Here is a 24336-nt window from a genome sequence, read left to right as displayed (position 1 = left end):
ATGAAAATCAGCTCACGATAATACTTGCGTCGAGCAAGTTTACAAGCAGAAATTGGTTAAAATTCGTTCTTCCACTCACGTAGAGCTGTAAAAACCGAGCATGGATCGCTATTTTCAATACGGTTTGCGACGGATTGAATAACTTCCGCGTTGGTCGCACGAAGGAATGGGTTAATGAGTTTCTCTTTACGCAGCGTTGTCGGGAGAGTTGGAATGTTCAGCCCACGTAGGCGATTTACGTCGTCACGGTACTGGCGCAAGTGTTCATTATCCGGCTCAACGGCAAGGGCAAATGCTACGTTACTTGCGGTGTATTCATGAGCGGAGAATACTTCGGTTTCTTCAGGAAGCTTGGAAAGCTTACTTAGGGATTCGAACATCTGCTCTGGTGTGCCTTCAAAAATGCGACCGCAACCAGCTGAGAACAACACATCGCCGCAGAAAAGCTTACCGTCGCCGACATAGCCAATGTGACCCAAAGTGTGACCTGGTAAGCCAAGTACCATAAAGATTTCGCCAAACAACTCTAGTTTGTCGCCTTCTTCCATCGCATTGGTTAAAGTTGGAATAGGCTCCGCTTTTGGGCCTACCACAGAAACATGTGGAAAAGCATGAACTAAATCTGGAACGCCACCAATGTGATCGTTGTGGTGGTGCGTAATTAAGATCGCTTCTAAAGTTAACTCGTTAGCCTGCAAATATTCTAACACTGGCTTAGCATCGCCCGGATCGACCACCGCACAACGCTTGTCGCTATTTTGTATCAGCCAGATGTAATTATCATTAAATGCGGGTATGCTTTTGATCTCTAACACGATTCGTTCTCCGTCACCCTTTTAATAGTCAGGTGGTTAATGAAACCAGCACTCAGCAACAAAACTTTACAGCACCCGTCGACTTGGTCAGAAATGAATAATGGCCCATGGGTACTTGAGTCAATCCAAACCCGCCTTGATGAGTGGTGTCCGAAGCTGTTCGGTTACCACATGTTGAAATTGGGTGGCTTGAGCTGTGAGCTAACCAGCTGTAGTTGTAACATTCAACACCAAGTCAACGTAGATATCCAGAACCCGTTGCATAATGTCATCGCAGATGGTTACGAATTACCCTTTTTAGAGAAAAGCTTTGATGTTGTTGTGCTGGCTCATCAGCTTGACTATGCAAGTGATCCCCATCGGTTGCTACGTGAAGTTGACCGCGTCATGATGGATGATGGTTATCTTATTATTACGGGGTTTAATCCGATCAGTCTCACTGGTGTAGCAAGTTTGTTGCCTTGGCGCAGAAACAACTTACCATGGAGCGGACGTATGTTCACCGCCAACCGTATCAAAGACTGGTTAGGTGTATTGAACTATCAAGTGATTCATTGTGACCGTTACGCGCTGTTTCCTATGACGCGTTACAAAACTATGTGGACGTGGCTAGAAAATAGCTTAGGCGATTGGGCATCACCGGCAGGAAGTTTGTACTATATCGTTGCTCGTAAACGAACGTACCCTCTCAAACCGATCAAGCCGCATTGGCGCTTGAAGAGAAAGTTAACACCATTGGGCGTGATGAACAGAGAGGGCAGTGCAGTGAAAAAGGTCTCAAGCGGTAAAAACTAAGACGCTTGGTACCCTGTATCTTCTTCGGTTGGGTTTTCTGCGGCTGCGCGTGCTAGCTCATCACAGATTTCGTTTTCACGATGACCCGCATGACCTTTCACCCAGTGCCAATCTACTTGGTGGCGAGCGGTTTCTTTATCGAGTGCTTGCCATAGATCGGCGTTCTTTACCGGCTTTTTATCTGCGGTCTTCCAGCCACGTTTTTTCCAGTTGTGTATCCATTGCGTAATGCCTTGGCGCACGTACTGGCTATCCGTTGTTAACGTTACTTGGCATGGCTCTTTTAACGTTTGAAGTGCCACTACTGCTGCCAAAATTTCCATACGGTTGTTGGTCGTCAATGTGTAGCCTTTTGCTAGCGTCTTTTCTGTTTGCTTGTAACGCAGAACAATGCCGTAACCACCTGGACCAGGATTGCCTAAACAAGATCCATCAGTGAAAATCTCAACGTGTTTGGTCATATTTTTGGTACTATTAGCCGAAACATTTAATAAAGCATAGTCTGACACACATAACCTTATGAATACCAGCAGCAATTCTGAACATAATCGTATTGTCGTACTCGATACCGAAACCACGGGTATGAACCTCGAAGGCGGTCCGCACTACATGGGTCACCGCATTATCGAGATCGGTGCCGTGGAAATCATCAACCGTAAGCTAACTGGTCGTCACTTCCACGTTTACCTAAAACCGGACCGTGACATTCAGCCAGATGCAATTGAAGTACACGGTATCACCGATGAGTTTCTTGTCGACAAGCCGGACTATGCAAATGTCCACCAAGAGTTTTTAGATTTCATCAAAGGTGCCGAGTTAGTTGCCCACAACGCGCCCTTCGATACCGGCTTTATGGATTACGAGTTTGAAATGCTCGATCCGACGATCGGTAAAACGGATGACTTCTGTAAGGTGACTGATACCCTTGCCATGGCGAAGAAAATCTTCCCAGGCAAACGGAACAACCTCGACGTTTTGTGTGAACGTTACGGCATTGATAACTCACACCGTACGCTCCACGGGGCATTGCTCGATGCGGAGATTCTAGCTGACGTTTACCTACTGATGACTGGTGGACAAACAAGCCTAGAATTCAACTCTAACAAGAGTGACGGTGGTGCAGAAGGTATTCGTCGTGTTGAAGGAAGAAAAGCGCTAAAGGTTTTGCGTGCAACTGCCGATGAAGTAGAAGCACACCAGAAAAGATTGGAACTGGTGAACGACAGTATTTGGCAGTAATAGGAGAGACTATGTTGAGGGCTTTGTCAGTCGCTATTTTAGCGTTCTGGAGTTGTTTCGCGTTTTCTGCGAGCGAGTCCGCCATGTCTTTGTTAGATAACCGATTTCGTGTCGACCCAACCATCGAACAAATTACCTTTCTGGTTTATCGCGAACAGAGCTCTCAGCCCGTTGTTCTTGTCCGTCCTGATGGCAAAAAATATTATGCATGGGGTACCTACGACAATGTGCGTTGGTACCAAGAGCCTTCTCTGGACATCATATCGATTGATAATCCAATGCCAGGTCCTTGGCAGGCTGTGGGTAAGGTCACTCCTAAAAACAACATCCGTCTGATTTCACATCTCAAGCTGAGTACCGATGTGTTCCCTAATCGCCTTTACCACAGTGAGGCGCTTAAGTTCACCGCGCGTTTAACCTCAGACGATCAACCGTTGGTATTGAGAGATTTTCTAGACCGCGTCAATCTGCGCGTCACCTTCACCAAATTTGTTGAGAATGAAGACGAACTGATCAAAGAAGCGCGACCAGTACCTATGGTGATCGGTGAGTTTGCCGATGATGGTCGTGGTTTGGATGAAAAAGCAGGTGATGGTGTATTTACGGTTCAGCTACCAATTGATGTTGAGCCGGGTAAGTACCGCGCACGCATTACATCAGGTAACGGGGTTTTCCTGAGAGCGCAAGAACAAATCGTGCTGGTCTATCCATCGCCAATTACGCGCACCTTTATTCAATCACGTCATGCAGACCAACCGCATCAGCTGGTGGTCAGTGGTGAACAAGGCATGATCACTCCGGGCTCTATTGCGGTGAACATTGAGCAGGAAGCGCCCGATGGTTTTATCAGTTATAGCCAAGGTCAAGTGTCGGCTGATGGCACGAAAACTACGCTCAAAATGGACAACGATCCAGAGCTAGGTAAATACTCATGGCACGGTGAGGTGTTTGCAACTGACTTAGCGACTAAGCGTTCATTAGTCTTCCCAATCAAAGAACAGTCATTTAGTGTTGTTGAGGAGGTGGATCTTGAAGCGGCTCGTGTCGCGAAAGAGGCGGAACTCGCTGAGCAGCGTCGTATTGAAATGGAAAAACGCATCATTGCTGAGCGCGAAGCGGAACGTAAGCGCAGCATGATCATCATAGGTATCGGAAACGTCATCGCACTGATTCTAGTGGTGCTATTCTGGATCATATGGAGCAAGGTAAAAGCCAAGCGTCAAGCTATGCCAGAGATGCAATTGGAAGTCCCTAAGAAGTAGGGCAAAGAAATGAGATTATAGAACGGAGCCGATTGGCTCCGTTTTTGTTAGATCGTCTTACTAGAGTTTTATACCCAAGTAACTCAGATACTCGGGTTCAGCGAGAATGAGTTGATGTGTAGACGCTGCGGCGATTTAAAGATCTTGATTCTAAATCAAGAATCGGCAACAAAGTATACAAGCCAAGGCCCTTACTATTTGTAAAGAGTGCCCTTTGAGAGTGTGTCATGAACTCGCTTTTTTATTAAACCAATGGCTGCACCAAACAACTTGGAAAGAGCTGGCTATTATACTGCGTTGTTTTCCTTACTCTCGAATCAATGACAACGCTCTGAATCCTGTATCTTGAAGTCACTTGGGTATACTTTGGTTTAAAAACTGATATTTACATTGTGTGCTGCGCTTAAATTGAGGACTTTAGCTGTGACAATCAAATTATTAAATCTAGATCATTTACCTTTGCAAAGAGCGCTAGTGGAATCTGCATGCAACGCCTTTGTGCACGAAGAAGAGGTGGTAGCCGCAGTATTGCTTGGCTCATTGTCTTCAGGAAAAGGGGATCGTGTTTCGGATGCGGATGTTATCGTGTTTACCAAAAATAACTTCCATAAAAATGTCACACCTTGCTTTGCTCTGTTTGAGGAAGGCAAAGAGATCTTCTATCGTCTTGAAGGCGATCACAATGAGAATGCTTGCTTTAAAAAGTACATCTTTAACGATCTGACCAGTGCAGAGATTCATTGCTTGGATCTTAATGAACCTTTCCAACTTTCAAGACCCTTCAAAGTTCTATTCGATAAAGCTGATATCATCGATGAGCTAGTAACCGATGAGCCAGCCCCAAAGCATGAAGATTTTCCCGTTTATACAAGTGGAGACCAAGGTCTGATTTGGGAGCTGTTTGACTGTATAAAATGGCTGAGTCGCAACAACAATGAGTTGGCAAAAAACTACCTCAAGAAACTCGCAGACAAGCTCTAGGTATAGTGTCTTACAAGCCGCTTGGTGACTAGGAGGTGTTTATGAAGTACAAAAAACGTCGGACGTACAAATATAACCTTCATTCCGAAGAACAGATTGAAACTGGTATCGCCCTCGCGCAGCCTTTTGACAGCCCGTTTCTCAGCCTATCCGAGCAAGGGGTGCTGACGATTAAGAAAGGCTATTCATGGGATGGGGCGAGTGGTCCTGCTATTGATACTCAAAACATCCTCAAGGCGTCTTTGGTGCATGACGCGTTGTACCAGCTCATGAGGGAGGAAGTATTGCCGCAAAGCAGTCGAGAGCAAGCGGATAGGCTTCTGCGTCAAATTTGTCTCGAACACGGCATGTCGAATTTTAGGGCTTCCTACATCTATTACGGAGTCAGAGTGTTTGGTGGATGTTTTTCCAAACCGGATCTTTTATCTGTCTAGCTAGGCTCTCTTGGTAAGTAGATTCTGAATCACGTTCGTTCCTCACTGTTCAGAATGACGGAAATCTAGGAACACTGTGCGTGTAGTCACTTGATAACTCAAAGTAAACCGTCATTCTAGCGAGCTTCAGCGAGACTAAGAATCTGCTATCCGCACTCTAGGACTTTGGGACGTCCTTATCTAAGGAACACGTGGAAAGTAGATTCTGAATCATGTTCGTTCCTCACTGTTTAGAATGACGGAAATCTAGGAACACTGTGTGTGCAGTCACTTGATAACTCAAAGTAAACCGTCATTTTAGCGAGCTCTTGCGAGACTAAGAATCTGCTATCAGCTTTCTAGGATCTTGGGGCGTCATTATCTAAGGAACACGTGGAAAGTAGATTCTGAATCACGTTCGTTCCTCACTGTTTAGAATGACGAAAACCTAGGAACACTGTGCGTGCAGTAACCTGACAACTCAAAGTAAACCGTCATTCTAGCGAGCTTCAGCGAGACTAAGAATCTGCTATCAGCGTTCTAGGACTTTGGGGCGTCCTTATCTAAGGAACACGTGGTAAGTAGATTCTGAATCATGTTCGTTCATCACTGTTCAGAATGACGGAAATCTAGGAACACTGTGCGTGTAGTCACTTGATAACTCAAAGTAAACCGTCATTCTAGCGAGCTTCAGCGAGACTAAGAATCTGCTATCAGCGTTCTAGGACTTTGGGGCGTCATTATCTAAGGAACACGTGGTAAGTAGATTCTGAATCACGTTCGTTTCTCACTGTTCAGAATGACGGAAATCTAGGAACACTGTGCGTGTAGTCACTTGATAACTCAAAGTAAACCGTCATTCTAGCGAGCTCCAGCGAGATTAAGAATCTGCTATCAGCGTTCTAGGACCTTGGGGCGTCATTATCTAAGGAACACGTGGTAAGTAGATTCTGAATCACGTTCGTTCCTCACTGTTCAGAATGACGAAAACCTAGGAACACTGTGTATAGTAACCTGACAACTCAAAGTAAACCGTCATTCTCGCGAGTTTCAGCGAGACTAAGAATCTGCTATCAGCGCTCTAGGACCTTGGGGCGTCATTATCTAAGGAACACGTGGTAAATAGATTCTGAATCACGTTCGTTCCTCACTGTTCAGAATGACGAAAACCTAGGAACACTGTGTGTATAGTAACCTGACAACTCAAAGTAAACCGTCATTCTCGCGAGTTTCAGCGAGACTAAGAATCTGCTATCAGCGCTCTAGGACTTTGCGAGCGCCGTGTTGTGCGAAGCAGAGATTCAATAAAAAACGGGAGCCTTAGCTCCCGTTTTGCTTTTCTATTTTTCGTTTAAGTGATTACCTGCTTAAGCGACGTGCTCCATCTGAGGGTAAAGCGGCTTTGCGGCTAATAGCTCTGGCTCAAAGTCGTCTACGTTGATGGTGTCTAGACGATGCTGCTCTGCTTCTCTCAACAGATCCGCTTCTTCTTGAGTGATTACACCTTGCTCTAAACCTTCTTGAGCGATCATATCCAAACGTAGGAATGGGCGGCGTTTGCCTTGCGCTTTACATACCTTGTCGAACACAGGCTCAGCTTGAAGAATCACAGACAGTGCTAGCTCAATTTTACCTGCTGCATTGTGCTCAGTTGGTTCTAGGTACTGACCACGACCAATGCGTGAGCGTGTTGCACTTGGTGTTTGTAGAATACGAGCTACTTTGCTGTCTAGCTTATCACTTGGCGCTTTACGTACACGACCAAATGGCATGATCAATACACGCAGTGCACGACCGATCACTTTATTAGGGAAGTTCGCTAGGAACTCATCAATCGCTGCTTCAGTCTGCTTCAAGCTGTCTTGTAAGCCCCAGTGTACTAGTGGTAGGTCTTCAACCGGGCGACCATCTTGCTCAAAGCGTTTTAGGGTTGCAGAGCCAAGGTACAGCTGACTTAGAATGTCGCCAAGACGTGCAGACAGACGCTCTTTACGTTTTAATGAGCCACCTAGCACCGCCATTGAGATATCCGATAGCAGAGCAAGGTTTGCACTGTAACGGTTCAATTGTTGGTAGTAACGTTTGGTTGCATCTTTGGTTGGTGATGAAGAACCTAGACCGTCACTTAGACCAAACCAGATACTGCGAACGAGGTTACTCATGGTGAAGCTGACATGACCCGCTAGCGCTTTGTCGAATTTCTCAACCGCATCGCCTGCGTCAGAGTAAGCCGCGTTCATCTCTTCAAGAACATACGGGTGACAACGAATCGCACCTTGACCAAAGATGATCATTGAACGAGTTAAGATGTTTGCACCTTCTACCGTTACCGCGATTGGCGCACCTTGGTAACCACGCGCTAGGAAGTTAGAAGGACCCATACAGATACCTTTACCGCCTACGATGTCCATCGCGTCGATGATGCTTTGCTGCCCACGGTGAGTACAGTGATATTTCACGATAGCCGAGATAACCGAAGGTTTTTCACCAAGGTCAATACCAGCTACAGTTAAGTTGCTTGCCGCATCCATAACGTAAGCATTACCGCCTAGGCGCGCTAATGGTTCTTCTACGCCTTCCATATGACCGATAGGTTGTTTGAACTGACGACGAATACGCGAGTAAGCGCCTGTCGCCATCGCGGCAGTTTTGATGCCACCTGTTGAGTTAGAAGGCAGTGTGATACCTCGACCAACTGACAGACATTCAACCAGCATACGCCAGCCTTGACCTGCCATTTTCTCGCCACCAATAATGAAATCCATCGGAACGAAAATGTCTTTACCGCGGGTTGGACCGTTTTGGAATGGTACATTAAGCGGGAAGTGACGATTGCCGATCTCAACGCCTTTTAGGTCCGTTGGAATAAGCGCACAGGTGATGCCCAACTCTTTTTGGTCGCCTAGCAAGCCATCAGGATCACGCAGTTTAAAAGCAAGACCAAGTACCGTTGCGACAGGAGCAAGAGTGATGTAGCGCTTGTTCCATGTTAAGCGCATACCAAGCACTTCTTCGCCTTCCCATTCGCCTTTACATACAATACCGTAATCTGGGATTGAGCCTGCATCGGAACCTGCTTCTGGGCTAGTTAATGCGAAACATGGGATTTCTTTACCTTCAGCAAGACGGGGTAAGTAGTGGTTTTTCTGCTCTTCAGTGCCGTAGTGTTGCAGTAGTTCACCGGGACCTAACGAGTTTGGAACACCAACTGTAGATGACAAAACGCCAGAAACGCCGGTTAGTTTTTGTAATACCAAAGATTGAGCGTATGCAGAGAACTCAAGACCGCCGTATTTCTTCTTGATGATCATGGCGAAAAACTTATTGTCCTTAAGGTATTGCCACACTTCTGGTGGTAAATCTGCAAGTTCGTGTGTTACCTGAAAGTCACTAACCATAGCGCACACTTCGTTTACAGGACCGTCTAAGAAGTCTTGCTCTTCTTTACTTAATTTAGGAGCTTTGATGGCATGAAGTTTTTGCCATTCAGGTTTGCCCTTAAATAGTTCTGCTTCCCACCACACTGTACCTGCGTCTAATGCTTCTTTTTCGGTTTGAGACATAGCAGGTAGGACTTTCTTAAACAGAGCAAGTGCTTTGCGGCTAATGAGGGATTGGCGAATGCTAGAAACCGCGAACACTGCAACGGCAAGAACGTATAGTACCCAGCCAATAAAACCAACTGAGCCTGCGATAGTCAGTGCTAGCATGGCAGCTGTTAGCAGGCTGACGGATTTCACGAGTGACATTCTGTGGTAAAGCGTAATGCCTAACACAACTGTCATCGCTACGATTGAGAGCAAGATGTCCATATGTTTTTTCCTTCTCAGACTTTAATTATGTTGTACGTCTGTATTTTGGTAAGAGGTCTAACCAGTTCTCATAAGTGTAATCAAAATATTAAAGAAATGTAAAACACAACATTGAGCAAAAAGTGATCTAAGTAGAGTTAAAATTCTAAAGTTGAGAGTTGGGTGATGATTTCATAAGCAAGTTAGCAAGTTTATTACCGTGAAGAATCCAAATCTTGTGGTTCGCTATCGACACTAATTCTCGTTTGTGGGTAAACTCAGAGTAATGAAATGTGCAAGGCAATTGCCTCATCAGCACAATTTGCTAAGCGAGAGGCTCAACCTCACTGTTTTGGCCGAAATAATAAAGAGAACGTCTTATGTACCAAGATCTGATTAGAAGTGAATTAAACGAAGCTGCTGAAGTTCTGAACAAGTTTTTAAGTGATGATCACAACATCGCGCAAATCGAAGCAGCAGCGAAAATGATTGCTGATTCTTTCAAGCAAGACGGTAAAGTGCTGTCGTGTGGTAACGGTGGTTCGCACTGTGACTCAATGCACTTTGCAGAAGAGCTAACAGGTCGCTACCGTGAAAACCGTCCAGGTTATGCTGGCATCGCTATTTCAGATCCAAGCCACCTTTCTTGCGTAAGTAACGACTTTGGCTATGACTTTGTCTTCTCACGTTACGTAGAAGCAGTGGGTCGCAAAGGTGATGTTCTGTTCGGTCTATCGACTTCTGGTAACTCAGGTAACATCTTAAAAGCGATTGAAGCAGCCCAAGCAAAAGGCATGAAGACGATTGCGCTAACGGGTAAAGATGGCGGTAAGATGGCCGGTCTTGCAGACATCGAGATTCGCGTACCGCATTTCGGTTATGCAGACCGTATCCAAGAAGTACACATCAAGATCATTCACATCATTATTCAATTGATCGAAAAAGAGATGGAATAAGATTTACAACTAAGCTGAATGATGGCTTAGTTGTGTTTTAAGGTAAGGAGTTCGTTAAACCATGTGTGAATTGCTCGGCATGAGCGCAAATGTTCCAACCGATATTTGTTTCAGTTTTACTGGATTGATGCAGCGCGGTGGTCGTACTGGTCCGCATCGTGATGGTTGGGGAATCACTTTTTATGAAGGAAAGGGATTCCGCACTTTCAAAGATCCAAACCCAAGTTGTGACTCAAAGATTGCTGAATTAGTGCAAAACTACCCGATAAAAAGTCGCGCAGTAGTGAGTCATATTCGCCAAGCTAACCGAGGTGGTGTGAATCTGGAAAACACCCATCCGTTTACGCGTGAGCTTTGGGGGCGTTACTGGACTTTTGCACACAATGGTCAGCTGACCGATTACCAAGATTTGTACACAGGGCGTCACCGTCCGGTAGGGCAAACTGACAGTGAAATGGCATTTTGCTGGCTATTAAAGCAGATGGAAGATAAGTATCCTGAGCCTCCTCAGGATATGGAAGCGGTCTTTATCTATGTCGCTGAATGTTGCGACAAGCTAAAAGATAAAGGCGTGTTCAACATGCTGCTCAGCGACGGTGAGTTTGTGATGACTTACTGTACCAACCATTTGTATTGGATTACCCGTCGAGCTCCATTTGGCAAGGCTGCTCTGTTGGATGAAGATGTAGAAATCAACTTCCAAGAAGAGACGACACCAAATGATGTGGTTTCTGTGATTGCAACTCAGCCGCTTACTGGCAATGAAACATGGCATCGTATGAAGCCGGGCGAGTACGGTTTGTTTCACGTTGGGGAATTGGTATTGAACAATGCCAAAGCTCTGGAAGGTGTTCCATTTGCTGCACCGAAGCCGGGTAACCAAGCGCCAACTGAGCCGCTGGAGTGATGGTTTTTGACAATGAACATCTAGATAAAGCTCGCTTAATCGCGAGCTTTATTTTTATGCGTCTTAAACCGAAGGCGGGTACAGATGAGCATTTTTACTTCCTAGCGTATTGATAATAGATTCCTAGTCTCGCTAAGGCTCGCTGGAATGACGTAAATGATTGAAGTGAAATTGATTTTTCTTTGCCTGCAGCGTCATTCTGAACGACGAGGAACGAGTCAGATTCAGAATCTACTATCCGAGAGTTGTATTGCTAAGGTGGTGTCAGGGACTTTTTAGGTTGTTAGTTTTGGTTTCTAGTTTGACAACGGCTTCATTGAGCCAAGCTTATAAGATTTAAAATAACAAAAGGCAGCCTGATGGCTGCCTTTTTGCGTTTGGAATTTGGTATTCAGAATTACTCGTCAGCGTAGCCGTGTTCACCAAGCTCAAAACCATCAAGAAATGCTTTGCCATCTTTCATGGTTAAGCGCTCTTCTACTAACCACTTAGTCACCATTGGGTAGATCTTGTGCTCTTGAGTTTGAACGCGAGCGGCTAGAGTATCGGCATCGTCGTCTTCAAATACTGGCACTTTTGCTTGCAATACCACAGGTCCGCCGTCTAATTCTTCTGTCACAAAGTGAACACTGGTGCCGTGTTCTTTGTCGCCTGCATCAATCGCGCGCTGGTGGGTGTGTAACCCCGGGTACTTTGGCAGAAGAGAAGGGTGGATGTTGATCATCTTGCCCAGATAGTGGGAAACAAACGCGCTGCTCAAAATACGCATGTAGCCTGCGAGCACAATGACGTCTGGTTGGTACTCATCGATTTGCTGCATCAGTTCAGCATCAAAGTCTTCGCGTGAATCAAATGCTTTTGGATCGACAAAATGGTCGTTCACATCAAACTGCTTTGCACGTTCTAAACCATAAGCGTCAGCTTTGTTGGAGAATACGGCTGCGACTTGTGCATTTGGCATGTTGTCTTCGCAAGCTTCCAAGATAGCTTGCAGGTTACTGCCGTTACCTGAAATGAGGACCACTATGTTTTTCATGATATTGAGACTGCCTTGATACTGTAGGTTTGACGTGCGTAATTGCTAAATTACCTACTATTAGAATGGTTTTCGATGTTCCAGATAGCAGAATGAGGACTATATCCCCAAATGACTTCATTAGGCTGGATTCAGAGCTTTGTCACCAATTCTAGTTCAAGGAAAACAACGCAGTGGAATAGTAAGCTTTTTCCAAGTTGTTTGACGATGAAATCGTATTGGTGACATGCTCCCGAAGGGCGAGCTGTATTGGCTTGTATACTTTGTTAACGATTTTTGATTTAGAACCACTAGATCTTCAAATCGTTGTCGCGCCTACAAACCAGTTCATTCTCGCTGAACCTGCATTTAGAAGTTATTTGGGGATAACATCCTCATTCTTTTTATTTTTTGAGCTTGATTCGCAAGTTATTGGATTTCAACTTGCTCTTCATTGGCTTCTGCTTGAGCAATTTCACCAATCACCCATGCGTTTTCGCCTTCTTCTTTAAGAAGTGCAACTGCTGCGTCCGCTTGGTCTTTTGGTAGTGCAACGACTAGACCAACACCACAGTTGAACGTACGGTACATCTCGTGTGTTTCAACGTTGCCTTTCTCTTGTAGCCATTTGAAGATGATTGGCCATTCCCAGCTGTTACCATCGATAACGGCTTTGGTTCCTTCAGGCAGTACGCGTGGAATGTTTTCCCAGAAACCACCACCAGTGATGTGAGAGATCGCGTGGATATCGTGTTTCTCAATCATCTTAAGTGCTGATTTGATGTAAATCTTAGTTGGTTCTAGAAGGTGTTCGCCAATAGTGCGACCTGCTAGCTCTTCGTTCTTATCTGCGCCAGAAACTTCTAGAATCTTACGGATAAGCGAGTAACCGTTCGAATGTGGACCGCTAGAGCCAACTGCGATAAGTGCATCACCAGCAGCTACTTTAGTACCATCAATCACATCTTCTTTTTCCACTACGCCAACACAGAAGCCTGCAACGTCGTAGTCTTCGCCTTCGTACATGCCTGGCATTTCAGCGGTTTCACCACCGATAAGTGCACAGCCTGCTTGAACACAGCCATCAGCGATACCAGAAACTACGTCTGCCGCTGTGTCTACATCCAGTTTGCCTGTCGCGTAGTAATCTAGGAAGAATAATGGCTCTGCACCTTGAACGATTAGATCGTTTACACACATTGCCACTAGGTCAACGCCAATAGTGTCGTGCTTGTTCATATCCAGCGCTAGGCGAAGTTTTGTACCAACACCGTCAGTACCAGAAACCAGTACAGGCTGTTTGTATTTAGTTGGTAGTTCACACAATGCGCCAAAACCGCCGATACCACCCATCACTTCAGGGCGACGAGTACGCTTAACCGCACCTTTAATACGATCTACAAGCGCGTTGCCTGCATCAATATCTACACCAGCGTCTTTATAGCTAAGAGAAGAGTTGTTACCACTCACAGGGAAGTCCTCGGTTTTTAAGTTGGATATGAAAACGGCGCTATTCTACCAGTGGTTAAATACAGATAGCAAACGTTTGCGTCGGTTTTTTTCTTTAGTGATCTATCCTGATATCCCTGCAAAAATCATGTATAATCTGAAGGTTTGTTTAAATATTGCCAATAAAGCCGGAGATGGAAATGAAAGTTGTTGAAGTTAAACACCCTCTAGTAAAACATAAAATCGGTCTAATGCGAGAAGGTGACATCAGCACGAAGCGTTTTCGTGAGTTAGCGACAGAAGTCGGTAGCCTACTTACTTACGAAGCGACTGCAGACTTTGAAACAGAGAAAGTAACCATTGAAGGTTGGAATGGTCCTGTAGAAGTTGACCAAATCAAGGGTAAAAAAGTAACAGTTGTGCCAATCTTGCGTGCAGGTCTAGGCATGATGGATGGTGTTCTAGAGCACATGCCAAGCGCGCGTATCAGTGTTGTTGGTATCTACCGCGATGAAGAAACACTAGAGCCAGTACCATACTTTAACAAGCTTGCTTCTAACATCGATGAGCGTATTGCTCTAGTTGTTGACCCAATGCTTGCAACTGGTGGTTCTATGATCGCGACTATCGACCTTCTAAAAGAGAAAGGTTGTCAGGCAATCAAAGTACTTGTTCTTGTCGCTGCTCCTGAAGGTATCGAAGCGCTAGAAAAAGCTCACCCAGACGTTGAGCTATACACAGCTGCAATCGATGAGAAGCTAAACGACAAAGGTTACATCGTTCCTGGTCTAGGTGACGCTGGTGACAAGATCTTCGGTACTAAATAAGCGTTATTGCTTTTACTGAATTGAATAAATAAAGGCTTGGTGAAAACCAAGCCTTTTTTGTCTCTGCTATGTGGAAGCTAGAAGTTAGATATGAAAGTGATAACCGCGCGACTCAAATCAATTAAGCCGCACGATAAATTACTTCGCGTTGTCTTCTTCCATCTGTGCATTATCCACCACGTGGTTTTCACCAAGATCGTGTGGTAGCACAAGGTTAAGAATGATAGCCACGATACCACACAGGCTCACACCTTGTAGGCTAAACTCGCCAATACCGAAAGCCATGCCACCGATACCAAATACCAGTGTTACTGCGACGATCACTAGGTTACGTGATTTGTGCAGGTCCACATTGTTTTTGATGAGCGTGTTTAGACCGACGGTTGCGATAGAACCGAACAATAGGATCATGATGCCACCCATAACCGGAACAGGGATCGTTTGTAGAATGGCTCCGAGCTTACCCACTAAGGCAAGTACGATTGCCGTGATCGCCGCCCATGTCATGATCACAGGGTTAAAGGCTTTAGTCAGCATCACTGCGCCCGTTACTTCGCTGTAAGTTGTATTTGGTGGAGCACCAACCATAGAAGCCGCAATTGTTGCCACCCCGTCACCCGCAATCGTGCGGTGAAGACCAGGTTTCTTCAGGTAGTTTTTACCCGTTACGTTTGAGATAGCCAGCATGTCTCCTACGTGCTCTACCGCTGGTGCGATCGCAACTGGGATCATGAATAAGATAGCGTTGATGTTAAACTCTGGCGCTGTGAAGTTTGGCATGGCTAGCCAAGCTGCTTGAGCTACTGGAGTGAAATCAACCACACCATAGAAAAGCGAAACAGAGTAACCCGCTAAGATACCGCCGACGATAGGCACCAGTTTTAGGAAGCCTTTCGCGAATACACTCAGTGCGATGGTCGTTAGTAATGACACTGCTGAAATGATAACTGCAGCATCACCATTTACGAGTTGGATGGCACCGTCACCGGTTTTACCTACCGCCATGTTTACTGCTGTTGGTGCCAAACCAAGACCAATGACCATAATCACCGGACCTACCACAACTGGTGGTAAAATTTTATGGATGAAGCCGACACCACGCACTTTGATCATCGCACCAAGCGCGACATAAACCAAACCCGCCGCCATTAAGCCGCCCATAGTCGCACCGATACCCCAAGTTTGGATACCGAACATAATAGGAGCAATAAACGCAAAAGAAGAGGCAAGGAAGATAGGAACGGAACGTTTAGTTATTAGTTGGAAAAGAAGAGTACCGACACCAGCACCAAACAGAGCAACGTTTGGGTCAAGACCAGTAAGAAGTGGTACTAATACGAGAGCACCAAAAGCGACAAAGAGCATCTGAGCGCCTTGTAACGCGTTTTTCATAATAATTCCCTATTTCAAAGATACGCAGACAAATCCGGCGAATCTTATCATCTGGCAATCGATTGCAATGTTGCCTAGATCAAACTTTTGTGTGGATTTATAAGGTCGACGAATGTTTAGTTTCACTTACGTGTTTTAACTTGGTCAGAATACAGACAATTCACTCAGTACTCTTCTTGCTCACGGTTTGATAGTTGCTTATCATGCGGGTTCTTGTTCAGAGGATTATGAAAACTATGCGCTATTTAGCTCTCTTATTGATAGGTTGGTTGTCTCTGCCAGTTTATGCATTAACTCAGGTAGATATCTATCGTGCCGAAGTGGCGATCGACGGTGAGCAAAAAGACGGCGAAGAGCTCGCTCGTCAACAAGGTATGCAAGATGTGATTGTGCGTGCGACAGGTAGCCAATCTTCCCTTAGCAACCCGGTAATAAAGAAAGCAGTGGGTTCAAGTTCTCGCTACATTTCTCAGCTTGGTTATGGTCAGCTTGATGGTCAAAGCAGTTTAAAGATGCTGTTTAATAGTGGTCAGATTCGTTCACTACTGACTCAAGCGCAATTACCATTATGGTCTCCAAACCGTGCCAACATCTTAGTTTGGATGGTAGAAGAGCAGGGCTATGATCGTACGATCACTTGGGAGCATTCAGACTCAACCAGTGCTGCTGCACTGCGCGCTGCGGCTGAATCTCGAGGCCTACCAGTCACTATGCCTGTGGGGGACTTTGATGATGTTACGGGTGTTAACGTGTCTGATTTGTGGGGGGGCTTTGTAGACCCAATCAGCCAAGCGAGTCAGCGTTACCCTGTTGATGCTGTGCTAGTGGTGCGTGTGCAAGGCGATAAAATTCGCTGGACGCTATATGACCAATCACCAGCGCAACTTGCTCAATCGCAACAGTCACCTCGCAGTGGCTCAGCGTCTGGTGCAAATGCAATCTCCGCCATGATGGGTGGTATCGCAGACTACTACGCGAAGAAGAGTGCTGTTGTGGTATCAAGCAAATCATCTGAAGCGATTGATGTGAAGGTATTAGATGTCGCATCAGCGGTGGAATTCTTTAATCTTGAGAACTCATTGACGAAGCTAAACTCAGTGGCGGGTACTGAAATCAAACGAATTCAAGGCAATCAAGTGACGTTAACGATTCACTTGTTGGCATCTCAACAAGCGTTTGAACAAGAAGCGTCTTCTATCCGTTCACTTGAGATTACCGAAGACCCGCTTGAGAATGTAGAGCCGTCAGCACCAGCCCAGCTTCCTGAGGAAGTTGTTCAACCAACGCAATTGCCAGCGGAAACAACAGAAGATCAAACCGCTCAAGTCGTTGAGCTCGATACGGCAACGGAAACAAATGTGGCAACTGAGCCGGCATCAATCACACCTGCTGTTGCACTACAACCAGCGCCAAAGCAGTACGATCTGATCTACAAATGGAATGCTCCAGTTCGCACGAAAGCCGAGCCAGTAGAACAAGATTCTGAAATCGCGCCAGTATTGGAAACGGATGTGGTTGAAAACCTAAGTTAAGGTTTATTCAAAACAAAAAAGAGTCGCTTAGTGCGACTCTTTTTTTTAGTGGTTCTATGGCTGGAGATGTGATGAAGCTAGTTCAGCTTGAAGCGCCATGTCCCCGTAATGGTTTCGCTTCTATTTATTGAACTTCGCTTTTTCTTCTTTTTCGACTTGAGATAAGCGTTTTAACTTCAGACCCAACTCTTTACCACGTGCTCGGGCAAACAAAATGTTACCAGCAAAGCCGAGTGAGGTAAGGAGCAACTCTACTGCGGCCAACCAACGCTCACCATCGTCAACATACAAAATCGTCAACGCATGCAAAAAATACAGCATCAGAACGAAGTTTGCCCAAGCGTGTGTGTAGGGTTTGCCCGCTAAAATACCAGGAAGTGGTAACAATAGAGGAATACACCAAGCAATCGCCAATGTAGTGCTGCTTAGATGTGGGTGAGGGGACAACGCCAGTTGCCAGATCGCAACCCAAGCCAATAACGCTAAATTGCCAAACAGCGCCATGTAGCGATAGGTTTGAGCGCGTGTGCTAAGAGGTGGTTGGTCAATAATGTCAGACATCGATTTACTTATCCTTGAGCTTACTGACTTCCTTTGAGCTTTTTCGCTGTGGTTGCCAGTCGTTTTCCTAATTGTTGTGCGAGACGAATCTCTTCTGCCGTGAGACTTGGCTCTTGTCCTACACTGCTTGCACCGTAGGGTGTGCCTCCTGATTGCGTGGTGTGCAGTTCTGGCTCTGAATAAGGGATTCCTAATACCATCATGCCGTGATGCAATAATGGGGTCATCATGCTTTGTAGCGTGGTTTCTTGACCGCCATGCATGGAAGACGAAGAGGTAAACACACAAGCTGGCTTATCGATAAGGTCGCCATTCACCCACAAAGGTGTGGTTTGATCCCAAAAGTGCTTGAGCGGCGCTGCCATGTTGCCAAACCAAACTGGGCTGCCAAATGCGAGACCGTCGCACTGCTTCAACTCATCTAGAGTAGCAATTGGATCAGAAGGGGTATGTGAGTGAGATGACAATTCTTCAACTGTACGTAAAATCGCTTCGCAATGAGGAGTCGACTCGACTCCTCTTGCTATTTGTCTTGCCAGTTGTTTTGTCGAGCCATGACGGCTGAAATACAAAATGAGGATCTGGCAATCCATTTACAGAATTTCCAAAACTTGTTCTGGTGGGCGACCGATTTTTGCTTTCCCATTTGCAACTACTACTGGGCGTTCAAACAGTTTCGGGTTTTGTGCCATCGCTTCGAACAGTTGCTCATCACTGACAGAGGCTTCTCCCAGTGCCAGCTCTTTGTAGATGTCTTCTTTGGTACGCATCATTTCGCGTACGGAAGAGAAACCAAGTTGAGCATAAAGCGCTTTCAGTTGTTCAACATTAAGCGGTGTATCAAGGTATTTAACCACTTCCGGTGTTACGCCATTTTGCTCAAGCAGTTCAAGTGTTTGACGGCTCTTTGAGCAGCGAGGGTTGTGATAAATCACGACTGACATGGTTCTCTCCATTTCGTTATTGTAATGCCATGAATCGATCTCTTTGGATCATCAGTTGGTCGATACGAGCGTCATATCGAGCTTGTTGTAAGCTACCTAACTTAGCAATTTTACTTGCTTCACTGTAATACTGGATGGCTTTGTTCCAGTTGGCTCGCAATGCCAAAATTTCGGCACGTGCGGCGAGTTCTTCATCACTTTTACCCAGCGCATGACTGCCTTGTGAAAGCAGGTGCCAGCCATTCGTGTCTTCTGGGTTATCGTGTGTGTAGCGCTGCAGAATACGCACCGCTTCTTGGTCCTTTTTCGCCTCAAGTAATGCGTTTGCATAGTTGATGGTCAGGACTTTGTTTTGTGGGTTGCGTTTGAGTGCGCTACTCAACATATCCACTGCTTTTTGTGGTTGCTTTTGAGCAATATAAAGATCGGTCATTGCATCCAGATAAAACGGGTTACCTGGGTCTTGCTGAAGGAGCTTTTTCAATAAAGGTTCCGCTTCACTCAAACGCTTGTTGTCTAGGTGTACCAAGGCTCGACCATAATCAAATGATGGCACAATATCAGGTGAGGCTTTCTTTTGAGTTCGGTCAAACCAACTCATTGCTGCTTGACCATCAATTCCGGCATAACGTGCGACAATGCGAGCTCGGGTTAAATGGTAATCAATAGAAGGCATCACCCGCATTGGTGGGTAAGCACGAGCACGAGCACGACTGTCTGTAATACGATCTTCAGGCAACGGGTGAGTGAGCAACATTGGTGGCGGCTTGCTTGCGTATCGATATTCATCCGCTAGGCGACCAAAAAAGCGTGGCATCGCTTGTGCATCAAAGCCCGCTTTTGCCAGTGTTGCGATACCAAAGCGGTCTGCTTCTTTCTCGTTGGAGCGAGTGTAGTTGATTTGGCTTTGCATATTGCCAGCGGTTGCTGCCGTCACCGCTGCCATACCAGCCTCAGGAGAGGCTATCGCAAGCAGAAGAGCGCCAGCAAGTGCTGCCATGGTTGCTGGTGAACGACGAGCTTGTTCTTCCATGCTTCGTGCAAGGTGGCGCTGAGTAACGTGCGCGATTTCGTGAGCAACAACGGAGGCTAACTCACTTTCAGTGCGGGCATGGAGAAAGAGACCTGAGTGTAGGGCAACGTAGCCGCCGAAAAAAGCGAAGGCGTTGATGTTGCGATCTCGGATCATGAAAAAGTGGAATGGGGTTTTTACGTCATTGGCATTCGCGACCAAACGGTGACCCAGTGAGTCGATGTACTCGTTGATAACAGGGTCATTGACGATAGGTTTGCTGGCTCTCAGCATACGCATATAGGCGTCACCATAAATCAACTCTTGATCTATCGTTAGAGTGCCTCCGGCTGCCGTACCAATATCTGGGAGGTCGGGACTATTGGCATAAACTGGCGTTGGTGTACTCAATGCAGCAGCAAGGCATAAACAAACTAGCGAGCGAGTGCGTTTTAACATACGGTTTAAAGATTCTCCAAAATACCGAGTGTGTGCTTGAGGGGCGAAATCCATTCAACATCAGCACAGACTTTATGGTCATCCTTGTGGGATGAATATGCTAGCAATAAGACCGAAGATAAACGAATTGGTTTCGTAAATTGTCAATCTAAAAGTCCTGCGCGTCTACTCTTAAATCATGTGAGAAATGCTAGCACCAGCTCAAAAAGCCGTTACAATACAACCCTATCACAAGTGCAGAGCAATACAATGGAATCCATATTACTTGATTTGCGTAAGGAACGCTGCCCTATGGCACTGTTACTTGCCAAGCGTCACGCTGCTGAGGTGTTTCAGGAAGAAACACAACAAGATCATCAGCTTGTTATTCAAGTGGTGGATAAAAGCTCTAAGCACGATATCGTGAAGTATTTGCGTAACCAAGGCTACACAGTGGATTGCCAAGCTTCTCCTGAACACTTCACTTTGACCGTATTCAATAAGGAATCTTCGTACGATGCTTGAAATGGTAAGTCGTTGGTATAAGCGACGCTTTTCAGACCCACATGCAGTGAGCCTCGTGGCGATACTGCTGTTCGGCTTTATTACAATTTACTTTTTCGGGCATTTGATTGCGCCATTGTTGGTGGCGATTGTTCTTGCATATTTACTTGAATGGCCAGTAACGCAGATGTGCCGTTTGGGTATCCCACGTACGTTTTCTGTCATCACTGTCATACTGATTTTTATTGGCTTAATGTTGATCGCGGTATTTGGTTTAGTGCCAACGATTTGGACTCAGGTGGGGAATTTAATCAACGATATTCCGAACATGTATGCTGGACTACAAAAGTTCATTGCAACCTTGCCACAACGTTACCCTGAGCTGGCGAACCTAGAAATTGTTGAAACCGTGGTGACTAACGCGAAGAACCAAGCGATTGGCTTAGGTGAGAGCGTCGTAAAAGGCTCACTGGCTTCTCTAGTGAGTTTAGCAACGCTAGCGGTTTACTTGATTCTTGTTCCATTATTGGTGTTCTTCTTACTAAAAGACAAAGATGAGATGCTCAGCATGGCAAGTGGCATCTTACCGAAGAACCGTAAGCTGGCGAACAAAGTATGGCACGAGATGAACGAACAAATCTCGAACTATATTCGTGGTAAGGTGCTGGAAATCTTGATCGTGGGTGGCGTGAGTTACGTGACTTTTGCGATTCTTGACCTGCGCTACTCTGCATTGCTTGCTGTAGCGGTGGGTTTGTCAGTGCTTATCCCGTACATCGGTGCGGCTGCGGTGACGGTTCCGGTCGCGATTGTCGGCTTGTTCCAATGGGGCTTAACGCCTCAGTTCTATTGGTTACTTGTTGCCTACGGCATTATTCAGGCGCTAGACGGTAATGTGTTGGTTCCGGTACTGTTCTCTGAAGCGGTTAACCTTCACCCAGTAGCGATCATTGTTGCCGTGTTGGTATTTGGTGGTTTGTGGGGCTTCTGGGGGGTCTTCTTCGCTATCCCATTGGCGACGCTTGTAAAAGCAGTATGGAACGCGCTACCAAGTACGGAAGAAAGCGAACCAATACAAGAATAGAAATTGAATCCAATAAAAAGCCCAGCGATCGCTGGGCTTTTTGATGCTTGATTGAAAGCTAGGTTTACGCGTTTTCTTTCAAGTAGTTCACAACCACTTCATGGTGGTCTTTGGTTTTGAACTTGTTGAACACGTGTTCGATAACACCTTCCTCATTGATCAAGAAGCTGATGCGGTGAAGACCATCGTAGACTTTACCCATAAACTTCTTCTCGCCCCAAACACCAAACTGGTCAGCAATGGCATGGTCTTCGTCAGAAAGTAGCGTGAAGTTTAGCTCGTCGCGCTCAATGAACTTACCTAGGCGTTTTACTGGATCGATACTCACACCCAATACCACAACGTTGTGTGCGTCTAGTTCTGCTTTTACATCACGCAGACCTTTTGCTTGAGTCGTACAACCTGGTGTCATCGCTTTTGGGTAGAAGTAAAACAGTACTTTCTTACCTTTGAAGTCACCGAGAGAAACGGTGTTGCCATCTTGGTCGAGCAAAGAGAAGGCTGGCGCTGGCGTGCCTGCTGTCAGCGTATTCATCATTATTTCCTTTACTTATAGATTGTTTTTAATGAAATTCAGAGAACCTTGTACGTTGAGCGTGTTACAAAGTTCATCGAAATCTTCTTGTAATTGCATCAAGTTACAATCTGCACTTACTGAAGCGGTGATTGCAATGTGGAATTGGTCGGCATCCAGCTGGATCTTTGATTTACTGATTGTTTGCGCACTAAGTGATTGTAGGCCAATCTGTTTATCGGCAAAGAATTGCGTAAACTTCTCGGTTAAACCGATGCGGTCTTCTGATTCAATAAACACTTCCATGGTGTAACTGTTATCGAGCAACTCATGGGCTGATGTGCGTTTCATGATGGTGATGAGGTCGTGTTCTTGCCCAAGAAGTGGCAATTGCGTTTCGACACGAGTGACATTACTGGCGTTACCAGTAAGCAGCATGATAAGGGTAAATTCGTTACCAAAGATAGCGATACGGCTATCGACAATGTTACAGCCAGCTTGTGTGACGAGCTTAACCACTTGGTTACATATGCCCGGACGATCCGTTCCAACCGCTGTAAGTACCAGATGTTGCTTCATAAATGAGCTTCTTGTCCTTTCTTCAATAGAGAGATGTTAGCACAGATATGGAGTAGAAATGTCGAGTCAGTTCTTTTTTTAAACTTGTTAAAACGCTTTGTTGATTTAGTGAACAGTTTGCTGATTGCGTGCACTATTAATTCACTCAACGCTGACTTGAGCTTCTCGGCGAGAGAGTATATTCCGCGCCTAATTGAAAGCGGTGAGAAATCCTTGCTGCAACGAACACGATTATCAGAATGGCTAGGATTGAGAACAAAATTCACATTTTAGTTGCTAGACCTCTAACAACTGATAATTATTCATTCATTTGTACTTTGTAAGCGAGTTTACGCTCTTGTGTTTTTCAATCGCATTACAGTACCATGCAGAAAGAGTTAAATGAGGGAGATAAACATGTTTTCAGGAAGTATCGTAGCGCTGATTACACCACTAAAAGCAGATGGTGAAGTAGACTTTGATAGTCTACAAAAGCTTGTTGAGTACCATGTTGAAGCTGGTACAGACGGTATTGTTGCAGTTGGCACCACTGGTGAGTCAGCGACTCTAACCATTGAAGAGCATGTAAAGGTCGTAAATAAAACCGTTGAATTCGCAAACGGTCGTATCCCAGTGATTGCTGGTACGGGAGCAAATGCAACCCACGAAGCAGTTACATTTAGCAAATTATTGGCTGATTCTGGTATTGCTGGCTTCCTGAGTGTAACGCCTTACTACAACAAACCAACTCAAGAAGGTTTGTTCCAACACTACAAAGCAATCGCAGAAGCGAGTGATGTACCTCTAATTTTGTACAATGTACCGGGTCGCACTGCGGTAGATATGTCGCCTGAGACAGTGGCACGCCTATCAAAGCTTGATAATATCGTGGCATTGAAGGATGCGACGGGTGATTTAAGCCGAATTGCACTTCACCGTGAACTTTGTGGCGAAGATTTTATCTTACTAAGTGGTGATGATGCGACGGGTCTAGAATTTGTTAAACTAGGCGGTCACGGCGTTATCTCAGTAACGAACAATATCGCGGCTAAAGACATGGCAGACATGTTCCATTTGGCAGGTGAAGGTAAATTTGAAGAAGCAGAAGCGATCAACGATCGTCTGATGACTCTGCATAAAAACCTATTCGTTGAATCAAGCCCGATCCCAGTGAAATGGGCAGCACATAAGCTTGGTTTGATTGAAGAGGGTGAGCTGCGTCTTCCTTTAACCCCACTTTCTGAAAAATCGCAGCCAGTTGTGGAACAAGCGCTAACAGACGCCGGTATTTACTAGGATTGAAGTTCATGCTGAGGGTGGTAAAGCCCTCAGTGTTTTAGGAGTATA

24 protein-coding genes are annotated in these 24336 nt (G+C 45.6%); 12 read left to right on the top strand and 12 right to left on the bottom strand.

Translation table 11 applies throughout. The features are described from left to right. Positions 1-56: 56 nt before the first annotated feature. Positions 57-815: a hydroxyacylglutathione hydrolase gene (gene gloB / locus J4N44_RS12730; RefSeq protein WP_009703865.1), complete on the bottom strand. Its 759-nt coding sequence runs from the start codon at positions 813-815 to the stop codon at positions 57-59. Between the two features lie 39 nt (positions 816-854). Here gloB and J4N44_RS12725 point away from each other — a divergent pair, with 39 nt between their 5' ends. Further along, positions 855-1610, top strand: a complete 756-nt coding sequence (locus J4N44_RS12725; protein WP_005446141.1) for a class I SAM-dependent methyltransferase — start codon at positions 855-857, stop codon at positions 1608-1610. On the opposite strand, the gene rnhA is transcribed toward J4N44_RS12725, so the two are convergent. Then, positions 1607-2071: a ribonuclease HI gene (rnhA, locus tag J4N44_RS12720; RefSeq protein ID WP_252044517.1), complete on the bottom strand. Its 465-nt coding sequence runs from the start codon at positions 2069-2071 to the stop codon at positions 1607-1609. The two genes, J4N44_RS12725 and rnhA, sit on opposite strands and share 4 nt — an antisense overlap. Before the next feature lie 58 nt (positions 2072-2129). Between rnhA and dnaQ the strand changes: the two genes are divergently transcribed. The 4 genes from dnaQ to J4N44_RS12700 all read left to right on the top strand — a co-directional run bounded on the left by dnaQ (position 2130) and on the right by J4N44_RS12700 (position 5526). Continuing rightward, positions 2130-2849 carry a DNA polymerase III subunit epsilon gene (gene dnaQ, locus J4N44_RS12715; protein WP_029789635.1) on the top strand — a complete coding sequence of 240 codons (720 nt, stop codon included), beginning with the start codon at positions 2130-2132 and terminating at the stop codon, positions 2847-2849. Positions 2850-2860: 11 nt separating this feature from the next. Next, positions 2861-4111 (top strand): TIGR03503 family protein, encoded by a 1251-nt coding sequence (locus J4N44_RS12710; protein ID WP_009698629.1) that lies wholly within the window; start codon positions 2861-2863, stop codon positions 4109-4111. A gap of 474 nt (positions 4112-4585) precedes the next feature. Then, complete coding sequence (locus J4N44_RS12705; protein ID WP_038899082.1) at positions 4586-5092, top strand: nucleotidyltransferase domain-containing protein; 507 nt, start codon at positions 4586-4588, stop codon at positions 5090-5092. Positions 5093-5133: 41 nt separating this feature from the next. Continuing rightward, positions 5134-5526, top strand: a complete 393-nt coding sequence (locus tag J4N44_RS12700) for a DUF1353 domain-containing protein (RefSeq protein WP_017189238.1) — start codon at positions 5134-5136, stop codon at positions 5524-5526. A gap of 1346 nt (positions 5527-6872) precedes the next feature. Here the strand turns inward: J4N44_RS12700 and fadE are convergent. After that, on the bottom strand, positions 6873-9317 hold the full coding sequence (gene fadE, locus J4N44_RS12695) for an acyl-CoA dehydrogenase FadE (protein ID WP_017189239.1): 2445 nt from the start codon (positions 9315-9317) through the stop codon (positions 6873-6875). Positions 9318-9676: 359 nt separating this feature from the next. Here fadE and lpcA point away from each other — a divergent pair, with 359 nt between their 5' ends. Both lpcA and J4N44_RS12685 read left to right on the top strand, forming a co-directional pair. Next, entirely contained in the window at positions 9677-10252 is a 576-nt protein-coding gene (gene lpcA, locus J4N44_RS12690) for a D-sedoheptulose 7-phosphate isomerase (protein ID WP_005436835.1), read from the top strand. Positions 10253-10313: 61 nt separating this feature from the next. Further along, a complete protein-coding gene (locus J4N44_RS12685) occupies positions 10314-11159 on the top strand; it encodes a class II glutamine amidotransferase (RefSeq protein ID WP_252044516.1) in 846 nt (281 codons plus the stop codon). Positions 11160-11556: 397 nt separating this feature from the next. Here J4N44_RS12685 and purN read toward each other — a convergent pair whose 3' ends face one another. Next, positions 11557-12195, bottom strand: coding sequence for a phosphoribosylglycinamide formyltransferase (purN, locus tag J4N44_RS12680; RefSeq protein WP_005445321.1), 639 nt, complete (start codon positions 12193-12195; stop codon positions 11557-11559). Positions 12196-12603: 408 nt separating this feature from the next. Further along, positions 12604-13644: a phosphoribosylformylglycinamidine cyclo-ligase gene (gene purM / locus J4N44_RS12675; RefSeq protein WP_017189240.1), complete on the bottom strand. Its 1041-nt coding sequence runs from the start codon at positions 13642-13644 to the stop codon at positions 12604-12606. Positions 13645-13823: 179 nt separating this feature from the next. Here purM and upp point away from each other — a divergent pair, with 179 nt between their 5' ends. Continuing rightward, a complete protein-coding gene (gene upp, locus J4N44_RS12670; RefSeq protein WP_005445324.1) occupies positions 13824-14450 on the top strand; it encodes a uracil phosphoribosyltransferase in 627 nt (208 codons plus the stop codon). A 138-nt stretch (positions 14451-14588) separates the two neighbouring features. Here upp and J4N44_RS12665 read toward each other — a convergent pair whose 3' ends face one another. Next, the gene (locus J4N44_RS12665) at positions 14589-15842 is read right to left on the bottom strand and encodes a uracil-xanthine permease family protein (RefSeq protein WP_005433047.1); all 1254 of its coding nucleotides are present in this window, start codon (positions 15840-15842) and stop codon (positions 14589-14591) included. A 236-nt stretch (positions 15843-16078) separates the two neighbouring features. Here J4N44_RS12665 and J4N44_RS12660 point away from each other — a divergent pair, with 236 nt between their 5' ends. Next, positions 16079-17374, top strand: coding sequence for a DUF2066 domain-containing protein (locus J4N44_RS12660; protein WP_252044515.1), 1296 nt, complete (start codon positions 16079-16081; stop codon positions 17372-17374). Between the two features lie 120 nt (positions 17375-17494). Here the strand turns inward: J4N44_RS12660 and J4N44_RS12655 are convergent, their stop codons facing one another. From J4N44_RS12655 to bepA, 4 genes are read right to left on the bottom strand one after another with little or no spacing between them, the layout of a single operon-like run. Next, positions 17495-17935 carry a DUF2069 domain-containing protein gene (locus tag J4N44_RS12655; RefSeq protein ID WP_252044513.1) on the bottom strand — a complete coding sequence of 147 codons (441 nt, stop codon included), beginning with the start codon at positions 17933-17935 and terminating at the stop codon, positions 17495-17497. A gap of 20 nt (positions 17936-17955) precedes the next feature. Continuing rightward, positions 17956-18528 carry an NAD(P)H:quinone oxidoreductase gene (wrbA, locus tag J4N44_RS12650; RefSeq protein WP_047517786.1) on the bottom strand — a complete coding sequence of 191 codons (573 nt, stop codon included), beginning with the start codon at positions 18526-18528 and terminating at the stop codon, positions 17956-17958. Beyond that, positions 18529-18879 (bottom strand): arsenate reductase (glutaredoxin), encoded by a 351-nt coding sequence (arsC, locus tag J4N44_RS12645; RefSeq protein ID WP_005445333.1) that lies wholly within the window; start codon positions 18877-18879, stop codon positions 18529-18531. A 16-nt stretch (positions 18880-18895) separates the two neighbouring features. After that, on the bottom strand, positions 18896-20350 hold the full coding sequence (bepA, locus tag J4N44_RS12640) for a beta-barrel assembly-enhancing protease (protein ID WP_005445335.1): 1455 nt from the start codon (positions 20348-20350) through the stop codon (positions 18896-18898). A 249-nt stretch (positions 20351-20599) separates the two neighbouring features. Here bepA and J4N44_RS12635 point away from each other — a divergent pair, with 249 nt between their 5' ends. Next, positions 20600-20854 carry a sulfurtransferase TusA family protein gene (locus J4N44_RS12635; protein ID WP_017189245.1) on the top strand — a complete coding sequence of 85 codons (255 nt, stop codon included), beginning with the start codon at positions 20600-20602 and terminating at the stop codon, positions 20852-20854. After that, the gene (locus tag J4N44_RS12630) at positions 20847-21917 is read left to right on the top strand and encodes an AI-2E family transporter (RefSeq protein ID WP_005445339.1); all 1071 of its coding nucleotides are present in this window, start codon (positions 20847-20849) and stop codon (positions 21915-21917) included. Before J4N44_RS12635 ends, J4N44_RS12630 begins: the two co-directional genes overlap by 8 nt. Positions 21918-21981: 64 nt before the next feature. Here the strand turns inward: J4N44_RS12630 and bcp are convergent, their stop codons facing one another. Then, a complete protein-coding gene (bcp, locus tag J4N44_RS12625; RefSeq protein WP_005445341.1) occupies positions 21982-22452 on the bottom strand; it encodes a thioredoxin-dependent thiol peroxidase in 471 nt (156 codons plus the stop codon). Between the two features lie 15 nt (positions 22453-22467). Then, on the bottom strand, positions 22468-23010 hold the full coding sequence (locus J4N44_RS12620) for a glycine cleavage system transcriptional repressor (RefSeq protein WP_005445342.1): 543 nt from the start codon (positions 23008-23010) through the stop codon (positions 22468-22470). Between the two features lie 396 nt (positions 23011-23406). Here J4N44_RS12620 and dapA point away from each other — a divergent pair, with 396 nt between their 5' ends. Continuing rightward, positions 23407-24285: a 4-hydroxy-tetrahydrodipicolinate synthase gene (gene dapA / locus J4N44_RS12615; protein ID WP_005445343.1), complete on the top strand. Its 879-nt coding sequence runs from the start codon at positions 23407-23409 to the stop codon at positions 24283-24285. Positions 24286-24336: the final 51 nt, after the last annotated feature.

It is taken from the genome of Vibrio sp. SCSIO 43155 (genome assembly GCF_023716605.1).
Taxonomy (GTDB): domain Bacteria; phylum Pseudomonadota; class Gammaproteobacteria; order Enterobacterales; family Vibrionaceae; genus Vibrio; species Vibrio harveyi.
Note: the sequence above shows the minus strand (reverse complement) of the source record. Positions and strands in the feature narration are given on the sequence as shown.

Bases quoted from the DNA above. Each gene is read 5' to 3' on its own strand.
- J4N44_RS12725 (WP_005446141.1), top strand. From the start codon at position 855: ATGAAACCAGCACTCAGCAACAAAACTTTACAGCACCCGTCGACTTGG.
- rnhA (WP_252044517.1), bottom strand. From the start codon at position 2,071: ATGACCAAACACGTTGAGATTTTCACTGATGGATCTTGTTTAGGCAAT.
- dnaQ (WP_029789635.1), top strand. From the start codon at position 2,130: ATGAATACCAGCAGCAATTCTGAACATAATCGTATTGTCGTACTCGAT.
- J4N44_RS12710 (WP_009698629.1), top strand. From the start codon at position 2,861: ATGTTGAGGGCTTTGTCAGTCGCTATTTTAGCGTTCTGGAGTTGTTTC.
- J4N44_RS12700 (WP_017189238.1), top strand. From the start codon at position 5,134: ATGAAGTACAAAAAACGTCGGACGTACAAATATAACCTTCATTCCGAA.
- fadE (WP_017189239.1), bottom strand. From the start codon at position 9,317: ATGGACATCTTGCTCTCAATCGTAGCGATGACAGTTGTGTTAGGCATT.
- lpcA (WP_005436835.1), top strand. From the start codon at position 9,677: ATGTACCAAGATCTGATTAGAAGTGAATTAAACGAAGCTGCTGAAGTT.
- J4N44_RS12685 (WP_252044516.1), top strand. From the start codon at position 10,314: ATGTGTGAATTGCTCGGCATGAGCGCAAATGTTCCAACCGATATTTGT.
- purN (WP_005445321.1), bottom strand. From the start codon at position 12,195: ATGAAAAACATAGTGGTCCTCATTTCAGGTAACGGCAGTAACCTGCAA.
- upp (WP_005445324.1), top strand. From the start codon at position 13,824: ATGAAAGTTGTTGAAGTTAAACACCCTCTAGTAAAACATAAAATCGGT.
- J4N44_RS12665 (WP_005433047.1), bottom strand. From the start codon at position 15,842: ATGAAAAACGCGTTACAAGGCGCTCAGATGCTCTTTGTCGCTTTTGGT.
- J4N44_RS12660 (WP_252044515.1), top strand. From the start codon at position 16,079: ATGCGCTATTTAGCTCTCTTATTGATAGGTTGGTTGTCTCTGCCAGTT.
- J4N44_RS12655 (WP_252044513.1), bottom strand. From the start codon at position 17,935: ATGTCTGACATTATTGACCAACCACCTCTTAGCACACGCGCTCAAACC.
- wrbA (WP_047517786.1), bottom strand. From the start codon at position 18,528: ATGGATTGCCAGATCCTCATTTTGTATTTCAGCCGTCATGGCTCGACA.
- arsC (WP_005445333.1), bottom strand. From the start codon at position 18,879: ATGTCAGTCGTGATTTATCACAACCCTCGCTGCTCAAAGAGCCGTCAA.
- bepA (WP_005445335.1), bottom strand. From the start codon at position 20,350: ATGTTAAAACGCACTCGCTCGCTAGTTTGTTTATGCCTTGCTGCTGCA.
- J4N44_RS12635 (WP_017189245.1), top strand. From the start codon at position 20,600: ATGGAATCCATATTACTTGATTTGCGTAAGGAACGCTGCCCTATGGCA.
- J4N44_RS12630 (WP_005445339.1), top strand. From the start codon at position 20,847: ATGCTTGAAATGGTAAGTCGTTGGTATAAGCGACGCTTTTCAGACCCA.
- bcp (WP_005445341.1), bottom strand. From the start codon at position 22,452: ATGAATACGCTGACAGCAGGCACGCCAGCGCCAGCCTTCTCTTTGCTC.
- J4N44_RS12620 (WP_005445342.1), bottom strand. From the start codon at position 23,010: ATGAAGCAACATCTGGTACTTACAGCGGTTGGAACGGATCGTCCGGGC.
- dapA (WP_005445343.1), top strand. From the start codon at position 23,407: ATGTTTTCAGGAAGTATCGTAGCGCTGATTACACCACTAAAAGCAGAT.